The following is a 12,655-nucleotide window of genomic DNA, read 5'->3' as shown; positions in this document are numbered from 1 at the left end:
GCATGGCGGGGTTTTTTGTGGCCGCTGTTATTGCGCCGCATCATCGGCTGCGGCAAGCTGGGTGCATGCCTGATCAACCTGACTTGCGCCACATCCATGTGGTGGCCGGCGTGATTACCGATGCCCGTGGCCGCTATCTGCTCAACCGCCGGGAAGGCAACCGCGACCTGGTCGGCTTGTGGGAATTCCCCGGCGGCAAGCGTGAGCCGGGCGAGAGCTCGGAACAGGCGCTGATCCGCGAACTGCACGAAGAGCTCGGGGTGGTGGCGCAGGTCGGCTCCCGCATCATCCAGGTGCCGCAGCGTTACCCGGACAAGCATCTGGTGCTGGAGGTGCGGCACATCACCGCGCTGGAGGGCCGTCCGCGCGGGCATGAAGGCCAGGCGATCACCTGGGTGGCGCCGGAAAAACTGCACCGGTATTCGATGCCGCCGGCAGACCTGCCGGTGGTGGCCGCACTGGCCCAGCCGGACCGTTACCTGATCACCCCGGCACTGGGCGATGATGTCCAGGCCTGGCTGGCGGCGCTGGAACGCGCCATTGCCAGCGGCGTGCAGCGGGTCCAGCTGCGCCTGCCGGGCAGCGATCCCCGCCGCGAAGCAGTGCTGCGCCTGGCCGTGGAGCAGTTCAAACACCGGGCGCAGCTGTTGATCAACCGTGATGTGGCGCTGGCGGCCGAGCTGGGCGTCGGCGTCCACCTGGGCAGCGAACAGCTGCTTGGCCTGGCGCAGCGGCCGCCGCTGGTTGCTGCCGTGGCCGCGTCCTGCCATGACCGGGAGCAGCTGCAGGCCGCGCAGGCACTGGGCTGTGATTTTGTCGTGCTGGGCCCGGTGCGCCCGACGGCCAGCCATCCCGGTGCCGCGGTACTGGGATGGGAGGGGTTTGCCGCGCTGCGTGCGCACTGTGCGCTGCCGATCTATGCGCTGGGCGGGCTGGACATGGATGACCTGGCTACCGCCCGTGATCACGGTGCACAGGGCATTGCCGCCATTGCCGGCCTGTGGCCGGGCCGGGTGATCCGCGGCTGAGGCCGCGTTCGGAAGCTGGGCTCAGAAGTTGATCCAGAAGCAGCCGTACTGGTGACGCAGGTAGAGGATGCTGCGGGCCGGCGTGGCGCGGTTGGTGAGCACCTGCTCGATGCGCAGCGCATACGGCCGCGGTGGCCGGGGCGCGGTTACCACTACCGGCGCGGCGGCTTCATTGCCGCCATCGCTTCCGGCTTCCCGCCACTGCGGCGTGGCCGCTTCGCTGGCCGTGGCCGGTTCCGGATAGACCGGGGCGATGTCGACCAGCGGCCGGGCGGCCATCGCCTCCAGCCGCTCGAGCAGGCGCGAGGCGCGGTCATTGTCCTGCCCGGCCCACCAGTACAGCGCGGACAGCCGGTTGACGTCGCCGGCCTGGATCGCCAGCTGGATCTCATCGACCAGTTCGCTGAGCCGCTGCGGGCACTGCCGCCCGGTCTGGGCGACCAGGCCGGCACGGGCGCTGGACAGCGCTGTCGGCGCCTGCGCCGGTGCGGCCAGCCGCGGCCGCGCCTGGGCCAGCTCGCAGGGCTTGTCGGTGAACACCGTAACCCCGTCGGCAGTAACGCAGCGCTGGATCGACTGTGCCTGCACCGGCGCCGGCAGCCAGGCCAGGCCCAGCAACGGGCACAACAACAGGGAACGGGCGGTGGACAAGCAGTGGCGCATCGACACAGCCTAGCCGGGAGCCTGCTGCGTGGACAGCCTCAGCCGCGTGCGAGGTTCAGCTGGCTGAGTACCGCCGAGCTGGGCTTGGCCAGGTTCAAGGTGTAGAAATGCAGGCCCGGCACCCCGGCATCGAGCAGCCGCTGGCACAGTCCTGCCACCACCTCGGCGCCGAAGGCGCGGATGGATTCGGCATCATCGCCATAGGCCACCATGCGACGGACAATCCAGCGCGGGATCTCGGCGCCGCACTGTTCGGAAAACCGCCGCAGCTGGCTGAAGTTGCTGATCGGCATGATCCCGGGAATGATCGGCACCTCCACGCCCAGTGCGCGCACATCATCGACGAAGCGGAAATAGGCATCGGCGTTGTAGAAATACTGGGTGATCGCCGCATCGGCGCCGGCGGCAACCTTGTCGCGGAAGTGGCGCAGGTCGCTCAGCGCGCACTCGGCCTGCGGATGGGTTTCCGGATAGGCGGCCACCTCGATGCGGAAATGGTCGCCGTGCTCGGCGCGGATGAATTCCACCAGGTCGATGGCATGGCGCAGGTCACCGGCATGGCCCATGCCCGAGGGCAGGTCGCCGCGCAGGGTGACAATGCGGGTGCAGCCCAGGGCGCGGTAGAGCTTGAGCAGCTCGCGGATTTCCTCACGCGTGCCACCGACGCAGGACAGATGCGGCGCGGCTTCCAGGCCATGGCCCTGGCGCAGATGGCGGACGGTTTCGGAGGTATAGCTCAGGGTTGAACCGCCGGCCCCGAAGGTGCATGAGACATGGGTCGGCGCGAACGCCTTGAGCTTGCGCACGGCACGTTCCAGCTGCGCACGCTGGTCATCGGTCTTGGGCGGGTAGAACTCGAAACTCAGGGCAGTCATCGCGGCAGTCAGCACATCGAAAAGATGTTCTGACTATATCGCTTTATCGCGATGCTTGTGTTTAATTTTGAGGATGAACACCGCCATGACGAAGAGATGCTTAGTGTGATGGACGTCATTTTTCACCGGTTGCAGTTGTCACCGTTGCCAGCGACCATCCTCTGCGGGTTTCCATAACGGGTATGCAGGAGGCATTCAATGGAACAACGACATCACCGCGCCAAGCATTTGAGGTCATTCACGGCAGTGTTGGCAGCGGCAGTGGCAGGTATGTGCCTGTTGGCGTTCGATGCCAGTGCGCAGGCCGACCGCCGGGCACAGGGCAAGGCCGATGAATGGATAGGCCGCGATGCCAGTGACCTGTTGCTGCAGCTGCGTGTGGATGGCGGCCGGGTGGAGATCACCGAGGATGACCAGGCCGGTGAAACCCGTTACAGCTGGGCAACCATCAACCCGGCATGGACCGAGACCTGGACCACCGGTGGCAATGTTGTCGGCATCTCCTACGGTGCCCCCATTTACGACAGCCCGGTTCAGGTGCACGAGAGGCATCACGATGCGACCCACCGCTGCACCATTACTTTCATTGCTGACCTGGAAGGCATCATCCGCCGCTGGGAAATGCACGGTAATGCCTGTCGCAGCGACGTACGTCGACCGAAGGATTGAACGCACCAACACAAGTGGTCATTGACCCAGGGAGCAGGACGATGAAGAACATGAAGATGCGTACGGGTGGTTTCTGGCTGGTGCTGCTGTGCCTGTTGCTGGTGGTGCCCTCGCAGGCTGTCGCCCAGGCGGCACGCCCCGGGGTGATCGAGGACATCCAGCCCATCGAGAACCGTGGCGAGGATGAGTCCAAGCTCACCGAGACCGGGCGCAAGTGGGGGCGCAAGCTGGGCGAGCTGGGTGGGATGCTCGCTGGCAAGGCGGTGATCATGAGCGATGCCGGCAACACCTCGGGCGGGCGTCTGGCTGGTCAGGCCGTTGTCCTGAGCGGGGGGAACGTTGGCAGCGAGGTGGGTGCGCGCGTGGTGGGGGAGGGCGAGACCACGCGTTACATGGTCAAGGTGCGTCTGGATTCGGGCCGGGTGATGTCCATCACCCAGCTGGCAGCACAGATCAAGGATATGAAAGTGGGAGACCGCATCATGTTGGAAGGCCGTGGCGATGGAGCAACCATCACGCTGGCACAGTGATCCATTGCCTGCGCTTGGGGCTACAGTGTCTGGCAATGGCAGTACTGATGTGATCCGGGTCAGCTGGCAGCCAGCGCACCTGTAAAGTGGTGTGTTGGTTTCACCGGTCCGGATGATGAGTGACGACACTGTAGATTCGATTGATTTGCTGCCCTGGTCCTGGCAGACGCCGGAAGGGTTTGCCCTGCGCGGCTGGCGCAGCCCGGCCAGTGGCAAGCCGGTACTGCATTTCATCCACGGTACCGGGATGTGCGGGCTGACCTATTGGCCTGTACTGGAACAGCTGTTGCCGCAGGTTGATCTGTTCATCAGTGACCTGCATGGCCATGGTGACAGCGACGGGCAGGCGCCGTTTGTCGGCTGGAACCGCAGTGCGGAGCTGGCGCTGGCGGCGTGGCAGGCGCATGCCACGCACTATGGACCGGTGGAGACGATTGCTGCCGGCCACAGCCTGGGGGCGGTGATCAGCGCGATGATGCTCGGCAGCACCCCCGGGGTGTTCAACCGCGGCCTGCTGCTGGATCCGGTGATCATGCCGCCGTTGATGCGTGCATTGGGATGGCTGGGTGAGCGTACCGGCCTGTACGCACGCAACAAGCTGGCGCTGCGGGCACGGGCACGCCGGCAGCAGTGGTCCAGCCGCCAGCACGCGCGCGACTACCTGCACCAGCGCGGCATTTTCCGTGGCTGGAGCGCACCGGCGCTAGCCGCCTATGTCGACCATGCGCTGGACCACGCTGTCGATGGCCGTTGCCAGCTCAAGTGCCCGCCGCAGATCGAGGCCGATATCTTCGGCAGCCTGCCGCAAGGCCTGTGGCCGTTGCTGGACAAGGTGGCGGTGCCGGTGGATGTGCTGATGGGCGAGCAGAGCTACCCGTTTGCGCGCAAGGCCAGCAGCCAGTGGGCCCGACGCAATGCCCGCGTGCGTGTGCACCCTGTGGCCGGTGACCACTGCTACATGCAGGACGCCCCCGATGCCAGTGCCGAACTGCTGCGCGCGCTGCTGTCGGCCGGCGCAGTGTCACGCTGAAGCCGGCCACTGGTCCGCGGCTGCCGCCGCTGGTACCACCCGGGCGGCCACTGCTCATTTTTTCAACCATCGGCTGGCACCAGCAGCGATGCTGCAGGCTTCAACCAGTGGAGCTGTGAGATGGGCGTATCGATCAGGCAGGTCATGGTGGGTTTGTTGATGCTGGCGACGGGGCTGCCGGCGCAGGCTGCCAGCAGCCGCTTCCAGGACCTGCAGGTGGAAGTCATCGGCCAGGGGCGTCAGGTCCTGATGATTCCCGGCTTGAACAGTGGCATGGACAGCTGGCGTGATACCTGTCTTGCCCTGCAGGACATCCCGCTGCAATGCCATCTGGTACAGCTGCCCGGCTTTGCCGGCAGCGCGCCGCTGGCCGGACCGGTCGAGGCTTTTGTCGGGCCGGTCGGGCAGCAGCTGCAGGCCTACATCCGCGAGAAAATGGCGCCGCAGCCGCTGATTGCCGGGCACAGCCTGGGCGGCAACCTGGGGCTGCGCCTGGCACTGGATCAGCCCGACCTGGTCGGCCCGCTGCTGATTGTCGATTCACTGCCGTTCTTCCCGGCCGGCGGCAATCCGGCCGCCACGCCAGCCACCACCACGCCGATGGCCACGGCCATGCGCGCGCAGATGCTGGCACTGGATGCGGCCAGCTACCAGCAGCAGGCGCAGGCCGGGTTGATGGGGATGACCAAGGACACGCAGCGCCTGGAACTGCTCAAGCAGTGGGGCCAGCAGAGCGACCGTGCCACCACGGCCCAGGCGCTGTATGAGTTGATGACCGATGACCTGCGCCCGGAACTGGGCAGGATCAGGACCCCGGTGCGGGTGCTCGGTGCCTGGGAGGGCTACCAGGCCTTTGGCGCAACCGAAGCCTCCACCCGGCAGATCTTCGCCGATCAATACGCACTGCTGCCCGGGGTGGAGCTGGCGATGGCGCCGCAAGGGCTGCATTTTTTGATGTGGGATTCGCCGCAGTGGGTTGAACAGCAGATTCGTGGTCTGATCAGCGCTCATCCCTGAGCGAAAAGCAGCGCATCGATGTCGGCCGATACCCGTTTCTGGTGGCTCAATACCCTGCCGTGGGCGTTGTATGCCGTGCTGAACCTGAGCCTGGCCATGATCGCCTTCCCGGCGCGACAGCCGGTCCTGCTGCTGTTGGTGATCTGCGTGGGGCTGCCGTTGTTGCTGTACTTCATCAGCGCCGGCATCCGCCACCTGGTGCGGCGCCGGGATTGGCTTAAGGGCACCCTGTGGCGGGTAGCGCTGCGGCTGCTCGTGCTGGTGGTCGCCGGTGCCTGCCTGGCCCAGCTGGTACTGCATCTGCTGTTGCGCGCCCTGGTCGCGCTGGGCTGGGTCGTCCTGCCGGTGGCCCCGTCCGGTGCGGCGATGCAATGGGTCTATCTGGTCAACACCGGCATCATCCTCGGGATGTGGGTACTGGCCTGGGCGGGAATCACGGCCCTGCAGCAGGCCCGGCACAGCGCGATGGCGCAGCTGCGCGCCGAGGCCGAGCGCGAGCGCCACGCCAACCAGGTGCTGCGTGCCCGGCTCAACCCGCACTTCGTGTTCAACGCGCTGAACAACCTGCGGGGGCTGATCGCCGAAGACCCCGAACGTGCCCGTGACATGGTCGGCCGCTTGTCCAATACCCTGCGCCACGCACTGGAGCATACCCGCGGCGAGCAGGTCAGCCTGGCCGATGAGCTGGCGCTGGTGCGCGATTACCTGGCGGTGGAGGCGGTGCACTACGAGCAGCGACTGCAGGTGGATTGGCAGATGGATGAGGCTGCACTGCCGCTGCTGCTGCCGGCGATGTCGCTGCAGCTGCTGGTGGAAAATGCAGTGCGCCACGGCATTGCGCAGACTGCCGGTGGTGGCGTGTTGAGCATCCGCGCGCAACGTGGTGCCGGCGGTATTTTGCAGCTGGAGGTGCGCAATCCCGGCCAGCTGCAGCGATCGGTAAAAGACCCTGCTGGCGGCCTGGGCCATGGTGTCGGCCTGGCCTACCTGCACAAGGCAGGTGCGCTGGTGCTGTCGCAGCAGCAGGAACAGGTGGTGGCCCGGCTGGAGGTGGTGCAATGAGCGAGTTGCGGGTGTTGATTGTCGATGATGCGCGCCTGGCACGTGCCGAGCTCAGGCGGCTGCTGGCACCGCTGGCGCAGGTGGAATGTGTCGGGGAGGCCGAGGATGTGCCGCAGGCGCGTGCGGCGATCGCGCGCCTGCATCCGGACCTGGTGCTGCTGGATATCCAGCTGCCGTCGGGCAGTGGCTTTGAGGTGCTGGAGGATCTTGCTGCCGCGCCGGCCGTGGTGTTCACCACCGCCTACGATCACTACGCGGTGCAGGCCTTTGCCGCCAATGCGCTGGATTACCTGCTCAAGCCGGTGGCCGCCGACCGCCTGGCGCAGGCGATCGAACGCGCCCGCCAGCGGTTGGACAGCGTACCGGCGGCGCTGCCGGCCAATGGCGATGGTGATGGCGACAGGCGGCAGGAGCGGCTGCAGCCGGGCGAGCGGGTGTTCCTGCGCGAGGGCGAGCGCTGCTGGTTTGTCGCGGTGGAGCAGATCAGCCGCATCGTTGTCGATGGCAATTACGCCCGGGTCTGGTTCGATGGCAACCATGCCCTGCTGATGCGCAGCCTGAGTGCGCTGGAAGCGCGCCTGCCCGAACAGCTGTTTTTCCGTGCCAACCGCAACACCCTGGTCAACCTGCGCCGCATCCGCACGGTGACCACCAGCCTTGCCGATGGCTACAGCCTGGCCCTGGATGATGGCAGCACGGTGGAGGTCTCGCGCCGCCAGGCCCGCGAGCTGCGCGAGCGCCTGGCCCTGTAGGGCGTGCGCTAGGCTATGCGGCCCTGCCGTACTGGAATGCCCTGATGTCGATTGTAATGACCGAGTTTGCCCGTCCCCGCCTGTTCCCGCGTACCCCGCGCCCGAACACGATCCAGGACGTGACGGCCGAGCAGTTCATTGCCCACCTCAACACCCATGCGCCGTACCGGGTGCTCGATGGCTATGCCCCGTTCTGCAAGCTGTACGTCTACGAAAACTGGACCAGCACCCGCTGCCTGACCGTGCCGATCACCGAGGACAACCGCCACCTGTTGCGCAGTGCCTACGAGGCGCGCAACAAGGCCGAGCTGCCGGTGCTGGTGCGCTGGTTTGAAGGGGTGCAGCCGCCGGTGGCCAACTACCTGGTGGTGATCCTGTACAGCGCACAGCAGCTGGCCGCCGAGGGCTCGCCGATCGCCGCCGACTGGGGCGTGGTCGGCTGCATCTATACGGCCGAACCCGAGGAAGTGCCGATGGCGCCGATCACGATGATGCGCAACGCGCTCGGGGTGGAGGAAGGGGGATCCGGCGTGGCGATCGACCGTGATGCCTATGCGCGTGCGGTGGATTTCTGGGAGCACAACGCCAACTGGCGTTGAGGCCGGCTCAGGCCGGCTTGCCGATTGGCGCCCAGCTGGCGTTGATCAAGCCCGCCAGGTCGCTGCCGGCCAGCGAGACCTCCAGCCCGCGCCGGCCGGCGCTGACATGGATGGCCGGCAAGGCCTGCGCGCTGCTGTCGATGAAGCTGCGCAGGCGTTTTTTCTGCGCCAGCGGGCTGATCCCGCCGACCAGGTAGCCGGTGGCGCGCTGGGCGGCGTCCTTGTCGGCCATCTCGCACTTCCTGCAGCCGGCAGCCAGCGCCAGTGCCTTGAGATCCAGCTGCCCGGCCACCGGCACGATGGCCACCAGCAGCTCGTTCTTCTCGCTGGCCGCCAGCAGGGTCTTGAATACGGTCGTTGCGTCCAGGCCCAGCTTGTCCGCCGCTTCCAGCCCGTAGGAGGCCGTGCCGGGTTCGTGCGGGTAGCTGAGCACCCGGTGGGCGATGCCGGCCTTGCGCAGCAGGTTGATCGCCGGGGTCATGCGGCCACCCCGCGCGGTGGCTGGAAACGGCGCAGGCGCAGCGCGTTGCTCACCACGAACACCGAGGACAGCGCCATTGCGGCGGCAGCCAGCACCGGAGACAGCGCCGGCCCGCCGAACGGCACCAGGATGCCGGCGGCCACCGGAATCAGCGCCGCGTTGTAGGCGAAGGCCCAGAACAGGTTCTGGTGAATGTTGCGCAGGGTCGCCCGGCCCAGGGCAATGGCACTGGCCACCCCCTGCAGGTTGCCGCCCACCAGCACCACATCGCCGGCCTCGATCGCGATGTCGGTACCGGTGCCCACCGCAATGCCGACCTCGGCCGTGGCCAGGGCCGGGGCATCGTTGATGCCGTCACCGACGAAGGCCACCGGCCCGTGGCGAGCCTGCAGCGCCTTGACCACGTCGACCTTCTGCGCCGGCAGCACCTGGGCGTGGACTTCATCAATGCCCAGTTCACCGGCGATGGCCTCGGCGGTGATGCGGTTGTCGCCGGACACCATCGCCACCGGCAGGCCCAGCCCGTGCAGGGCAGCCAGTGCGCCGGGGGTACTCGGTTTGATGCTGTCGGCTACCGCCAGAATGGCCGCCAGCTCACCGTCGATGGCCGCATACAGCGGGCTGCGGCCTTGCTCGGCCAGGTGCCTGGCCACTGCGGCCAGCGGCTGGGTGTCGATGCCAGCGTCAGCCAGGTGCTCGGCCGAGCCGACCAATACCTGGCTGCCATCCACAAGCGCGCTGATGCCACGGCCGGGCAGGGCGGAAAATTCGCTGGCCGGCGGCAGGCGCAGGCCCTGGGCACGGGCTGCGGCCACGATGGCCTGCGCGCTGGGGTGCTCGGAAGGGCTTTCGGCAGCGGCCACCGCTGCGGCCACATACTCCGGGTCAAAGCCCGGGCGCGGGTGGAAGTCGGTCAGCACCGCCTTGCCTTCGGTCAAGGTGCCGGTCTTGTCGGCGGCTACCACCCGAATCCCGGCCAGTTGCTGCAGGGCCTGGCCACGGCGCAGCAGGATGCCCAGCTCGGCCCCACGGCCGGTGGCCACCAGGATCGAGACCGGCGTGGCCAGGCCCATGGCGCAGGGGCAGGCAATGATCAGCACCGCAATCGCATTGACCACGGCCAGGTCCAGCCGGCTGCCGATCAGCCACCAGCCGGCGAAGGCTAGCAGCGCCAGCAGCATCACCGCCGGCACGAACCAGCGGGTGACCTGGTCCACCTTGGCCTGGATCGGCAGCTTGCCGCCCTGGGCCTGTTCAACCAGGGTGATGATCCGCGCCAGGGTGGTGTCGCCGGCCACCGCCTGCACCTGCACTGCCAGCGCGCCGGTGGTGTTGATGGTGCCGGCACTGACCGCATCGCCGGGCCGCTTGTCCACCGGCAGCGGCTCGCCGCTGAGCATGGATTCGTCCACCGCGCTGTGCCCTTCCACGACCACGCCATCGGCGGCGATGCGCTCGCCCGGGCGCAGCAGCAGGATGTCGGCCGCTTGCAGCGCGGCCACCGCCACGGTGTGTTCACTGCCATCGGCGCGGCGTACCCGCGCCTGTTCGGGCTGCAGCTTGACCAAGCGGGCAATGGCAGCCGAACTCTGCCCACGTGCGCGTGCCTCCAGCCAGCGCCCGGCCAGCACCAGGGTCACGATCACCGCCGCCGATTCGAAGTACACATGGACGCTGCCGGCCGGCAACGCCGCCGGAGCGAGCAGGGCGACCAGCGAATAGCCCCAGGCCGCCAGGGTGCCCATGGCCACCAGTGAGTTCATGTCCGGCCCGCCACGCAACAGGGCCGGTATGCCGTGGTGGTAGAAGCGCCGGCCCGGCCCGGCCAGCACGGCGGTGGTCAGCAGCGCCTGCAGCCACCACAGCGCTTGCTGGCCGATGGCCGCGTGCAGCCAGTGGTGCAGCGGCGGGAACAGGTGGCCGCCCATTTCCAGCACGAACACCGGCAGGGTCAGCACGGCGGCAAGCAGCAGGTCGCGGCCCAGTGCGTGCTGCTCGTCGGCCTGCTGCTGTTCGCGCCGGGCATGTTCGTGCCCGCCTTCGGCCAGCGGGCGGCTCGGGAAGCCGGCCCGGCCCAGTGCGGCGGCCAGGGGCTGCGCTTGCAGGCCATGGCCACGCACCTGCGCCCGCCCGGTGGCCAGGTTCACGCTGGCCTCCAGTACACCGGGCTGCTTGCCCAGCACCCGCTCGGCGCGGGCCACGCAGGAAGCGCAGGTCATCCCTTCCACCGTCAGTTCCACCGTGCTGGCCGGCACGTGGAAGCCGGCCTTTTCGACCGCGTCGACCAGGCGGGCAACGCTGGCGCTGCCATCGGTGTGGATGCTGGCCTGTGCCGTGGCCAGGTTCACCGTGGCCTGGTGCACGCCCTCGACCTTGCCCAGCACCCGCTCCAGGCGGGCCACGCAGGAGGCACAGGTCATGCCCTCGATCGGCAGGGTGACGGTACGGTCGGTGTCAGCAGGCGGCGCCATGGCAGGGGACTACAGCGATGGAGGACAATGGCACACCATACCGCGCCCGCGCCGACGATTGGCCGGCACGCGGACGGCCTGCTTACGACGGAGTTTTCCATGCACCTGCACATTCCTGACATGCACTGCGGCGGCTGCGTGCGCAGCGTGACCGCGGTGATCACCGCCCTGGATGCCAATGCCCAGGTCCAGACCGAGCTGGAAGGGCGCACCGCCACGGTGCAGACCACGGCCAGTGCCGAACAGCTCATCGCCGCCCTGGACGAGGCGGGTTTCCCGGCCACGCTGAAGGGATGAGCCGACCCCCAGCCAAACAACAAGGCGCCTCACGGCGCCTTGTTGTTTGGCTGGGCAACGCGAGTACCGCTGGCTCAGCCCAGCGATGGGCCCGATGCGGCCTGTGCCTGGACCTGCTGGACCTGCTGGGCCTGCTGTTCCTGCGCGCTGGCAAGTGCCTGTTCGCGCTGCTGATCGGCAAGCTCATACAGGGTGTCGATGTCGGCATGGGCCACAGCAGCGGTGGGCACACTGACGCGGTTGGCGTAAGGGTCCGGGGAAGTGTGGCTGCCGCTGCGCTCTAGAAATGCCAGTTCGCCTGCGGCCTGCGTGCTGGTTGCCTGGCTCAGTTGTACTGACAGGCTGTCTTTTTCAGTGAAGCCCGCCTTGCAGGCGGCGACCAGCAGCAGCCCGCACAATGCCTCGCTGTGGCTGTCCCATGGCCGGCCGTGTTCGGCTTCAGTGCGGGCCACCGCCGTGCGGATGTTTTGATCCAGACCATGATCGCGGTGTTGTGGGTCACGCGCGTCACGGGCGGGGCCATCTGCTTCGGTGAGCAACTTCTGCTTCCAGTCCTGCTCGGGAACAGGGTTGCTTTCAGTTTTATTCAACGGGCTGTCGGGAAAGGGCGGCGCAATGCTGTCCACCGCCTCGATATTGCGCATGGGGCGAAATGCCTCCTTGTCATCGACACGCCATTCAGATCGATAGTTGTCTGTCGCCTGCCGTAACAAAATTCCGGGCAAGGTGTAACCCAAGGGAGCAGTTAAATCAAAGCTGGCGGTGCGTTGCAGGCCTGCGTGGTTTAACCCCGCCCAAGTGAAGTCAACGCAGTTGTTGCGTACGTCGCGATAATAAAGATCAAAGCCGAATGCTTCGGGGTTGCTGCCGAATTTGTGCAGTTTTTCGTATTGCTCAGCAGTTATCTCCAGTGTCCTTGTATAGGCAGGGTTGAGGTAGGTCTTGATGTCTTCAGTCTTTGGTTCCCCTTGTCCCCAAAGGTTTCCGGGTGTTTTGGGCGCGAATCCGAAACTGCTTGGATCTTCATTGTTTTTCTGCAGGCTGTAGAACATGTGTCCGGGCAAGGATGTTTCTTGATTGTTTGTTTTGGGGTTTATTTTTGGTTGCCCGTCTTCGAATAATGGTGTTCCTGGTGCGGCAATATGGATTGATAGTGTGTACTTATCGCCTGTCATTGGACT

At 66.7% G+C, this 12,655-nt stretch carries 14 protein-coding genes; 9 read left to right on the top strand and 5 right to left on the bottom strand.

The window, feature by feature from the left end; translation table 11 throughout:
- Nucleotides 1-65 precede the first annotated feature (65 nt).
- The gene (locus ABB25_RS13475; RefSeq protein WP_057667653.1) at nt 66-1,028 is read left to right on the top strand and encodes a Nudix family hydrolase; all 963 of its coding nucleotides are present in this window, start codon (nt 66-68) and stop codon (nt 1,026-1,028) included.
- 21 nt (nt 1,029-1,049) lie between these two features.
- Here the strand turns inward: ABB25_RS13475 and ABB25_RS13470 are convergent, their stop codons facing one another.
- On the bottom strand, nt 1,050-1,691 hold the full coding sequence (locus ABB25_RS13470) for a DUF4124 domain-containing protein (RefSeq protein WP_057667652.1): 642 nt from the start codon (nt 1,689-1,691) through the stop codon (nt 1,050-1,052).
- A gap of 38 nt (nt 1,692-1,729) precedes the next feature.
- Nucleotides 1,730-2,566, bottom strand: a complete 837-nt coding sequence (gene metF, locus ABB25_RS13465) for a methylenetetrahydrofolate reductase [NAD(P)H] (RefSeq protein WP_057667650.1) — start codon at nt 2,564-2,566, stop codon at nt 1,730-1,732.
- Nucleotides 2,567-2,836: 270 nt separating this feature from the next.
- Here metF and ABB25_RS13460 point away from each other — a divergent pair, with 270 nt between their 5' ends.
- The 7 genes from ABB25_RS13460 to ABB25_RS13430 all read left to right on the top strand — a co-directional run bounded on the left by ABB25_RS13460 (nt 2,837) and on the right by ABB25_RS13430 (nt 8,225).
- A complete protein-coding gene (locus tag ABB25_RS13460; RefSeq protein WP_057667648.1) occupies nt 2,837-3,235 on the top strand; it encodes a hypothetical protein in 399 nt (132 codons plus the stop codon).
- 50 nt (nt 3,236-3,285) lie between these two features.
- Nucleotides 3,286-3,765, top strand: coding sequence for a hypothetical protein (locus ABB25_RS13455; protein ID WP_152981236.1), 480 nt, complete (start codon nt 3,286-3,288; stop codon nt 3,763-3,765).
- 115 nt (nt 3,766-3,880) lie between these two features.
- Nucleotides 3,881-4,795, top strand: a complete 915-nt coding sequence (locus tag ABB25_RS13450) for an alpha/beta fold hydrolase (protein ID WP_152981235.1) — start codon at nt 3,881-3,883, stop codon at nt 4,793-4,795.
- Nucleotides 4,796-4,915: 120 nt separating this feature from the next.
- Nucleotides 4,916-5,812 carry an alpha/beta fold hydrolase gene (locus ABB25_RS13445; RefSeq protein ID WP_057667644.1) on the top strand — a complete coding sequence of 299 codons (897 nt, stop codon included), beginning with the start codon at nt 4,916-4,918 and terminating at the stop codon, nt 5,810-5,812.
- Between the two features lie 18 nt (nt 5,813-5,830).
- Entirely contained in the window at nt 5,831-6,874 is a 1,044-nt protein-coding gene (locus ABB25_RS13440; RefSeq protein ID WP_057667642.1) for a sensor histidine kinase, read from the top strand.
- A complete protein-coding gene (locus ABB25_RS13435; protein WP_057667640.1) occupies nt 6,871-7,626 on the top strand; it encodes a LytR/AlgR family response regulator transcription factor in 756 nt (251 codons plus the stop codon). The genes ABB25_RS13440 and ABB25_RS13435 overlap by 4 nt, the downstream gene beginning before the upstream one ends.
- Before the next feature lie 44 nt (nt 7,627-7,670).
- Nucleotides 7,671-8,225: a DUF3228 family protein gene (locus tag ABB25_RS13430; protein ID WP_057667638.1), complete on the top strand. Its 555-nt coding sequence runs from the start codon at nt 7,671-7,673 to the stop codon at nt 8,223-8,225.
- A gap of 7 nt (nt 8,226-8,232) precedes the next feature.
- On the opposite strand, the gene ybaK is transcribed toward ABB25_RS13430, so the two are convergent.
- Both ybaK and ABB25_RS13420 read right to left on the bottom strand, forming a co-directional pair.
- Nucleotides 8,233-8,706, bottom strand: coding sequence for a Cys-tRNA(Pro) deacylase (gene ybaK / locus ABB25_RS13425; RefSeq protein ID WP_057667635.1), 474 nt, complete (start codon nt 8,704-8,706; stop codon nt 8,233-8,235).
- The gene (locus tag ABB25_RS13420) at nt 8,703-11,177 is read right to left on the bottom strand and encodes a heavy metal translocating P-type ATPase (RefSeq protein ID WP_057667633.1); all 2,475 of its coding nucleotides are present in this window, start codon (nt 11,175-11,177) and stop codon (nt 8,703-8,705) included. Before ABB25_RS13420 ends, ybaK begins: the two co-directional genes overlap by 4 nt.
- A 99-nt stretch (nt 11,178-11,276) precedes the next feature.
- On the opposite strand from ABB25_RS13420, the gene ABB25_RS13415 reads away from it, so the two are divergent.
- The gene (locus ABB25_RS13415; RefSeq protein WP_057667632.1) at nt 11,277-11,474 is read left to right on the top strand and encodes a heavy-metal-associated domain-containing protein; all 198 of its coding nucleotides are present in this window, start codon (nt 11,277-11,279) and stop codon (nt 11,472-11,474) included.
- Nucleotides 11,475-11,548: 74 nt separating this feature from the next.
- Here the strand turns inward: ABB25_RS13415 and ABB25_RS14665 are convergent, their stop codons facing one another.
- A complete protein-coding gene (locus ABB25_RS14665) occupies nt 11,549-12,649 on the bottom strand; it encodes an XVIPCD domain-containing protein (protein WP_152981234.1) in 1,101 nt (366 codons plus the stop codon).
- Nucleotides 12,650-12,655 lie beyond the last annotated feature (6 nt).

Source organism: Stenotrophomonas koreensis (assembly GCF_001431525.1).
Taxonomy (GTDB): domain Bacteria; phylum Pseudomonadota; class Gammaproteobacteria; order Xanthomonadales; family Xanthomonadaceae; genus Stenotrophomonas; species Stenotrophomonas koreensis.
This window is presented reverse-complemented; position numbering and strand designations above follow the sequence as displayed.

What these genes read in the sequence shown, in the direction of transcription:
- ABB25_RS13445 (WP_057667644.1), top strand. Translation starts at nt 4,916, where the DNA reads ATGGGCGTATCGATCAGGCAGGTCATGGTGGGTTTGTTGATGCTGGCG.
- ABB25_RS13470 (WP_057667652.1), bottom strand. Translation starts at nt 1,691, where the DNA reads ATGCGCCACTGCTTGTCCACCGCCCGTTCCCTGTTGTTGTGCCCGTTG.
- ABB25_RS13440 (WP_057667642.1), top strand. Translation starts at nt 5,831, where the DNA reads ATGTCGGCCGATACCCGTTTCTGGTGGCTCAATACCCTGCCGTGGGCG.
- metF (WP_057667650.1), bottom strand. Translation starts at nt 2,566, where the DNA reads ATGACTGCCCTGAGTTTCGAGTTCTACCCGCCCAAGACCGATGACCAG.
- ABB25_RS13450 (WP_152981235.1), top strand. Translation starts at nt 3,881, where the DNA reads ATGAGTGACGACACTGTAGATTCGATTGATTTGCTGCCCTGGTCCTGG.
- ABB25_RS13475 (WP_057667653.1), top strand. Translation starts at nt 66, where the DNA reads ATGCCTGATCAACCTGACTTGCGCCACATCCATGTGGTGGCCGGCGTG.
- ABB25_RS13455 (WP_152981236.1), top strand. Translation starts at nt 3,286, where the DNA reads ATGAAGATGCGTACGGGTGGTTTCTGGCTGGTGCTGCTGTGCCTGTTG.
- ABB25_RS13435 (WP_057667640.1), top strand. Translation starts at nt 6,871, where the DNA reads ATGAGCGAGTTGCGGGTGTTGATTGTCGATGATGCGCGCCTGGCACGT.
- ABB25_RS13430 (WP_057667638.1), top strand. Translation starts at nt 7,671, where the DNA reads ATGTCGATTGTAATGACCGAGTTTGCCCGTCCCCGCCTGTTCCCGCGT.
- ABB25_RS14665 (WP_152981234.1), bottom strand. Translation starts at nt 12,649, where the DNA reads ATGACAGGCGATAAGTACACACTATCAATCCATATTGCCGCACCAGGA.
- ybaK (WP_057667635.1), bottom strand. Translation starts at nt 8,706, where the DNA reads ATGACCCCGGCGATCAACCTGCTGCGCAAGGCCGGCATCGCCCACCGG.
- ABB25_RS13415 (WP_057667632.1), top strand. Translation starts at nt 11,277, where the DNA reads ATGCACCTGCACATTCCTGACATGCACTGCGGCGGCTGCGTGCGCAGC.
- ABB25_RS13420 (WP_057667633.1), bottom strand. Translation starts at nt 11,177, where the DNA reads ATGGCGCCGCCTGCTGACACCGACCGTACCGTCACCCTGCCGATCGAG.
- ABB25_RS13460 (WP_057667648.1), top strand. Translation starts at nt 2,837, where the DNA reads ATGTGCCTGTTGGCGTTCGATGCCAGTGCGCAGGCCGACCGCCGGGCA.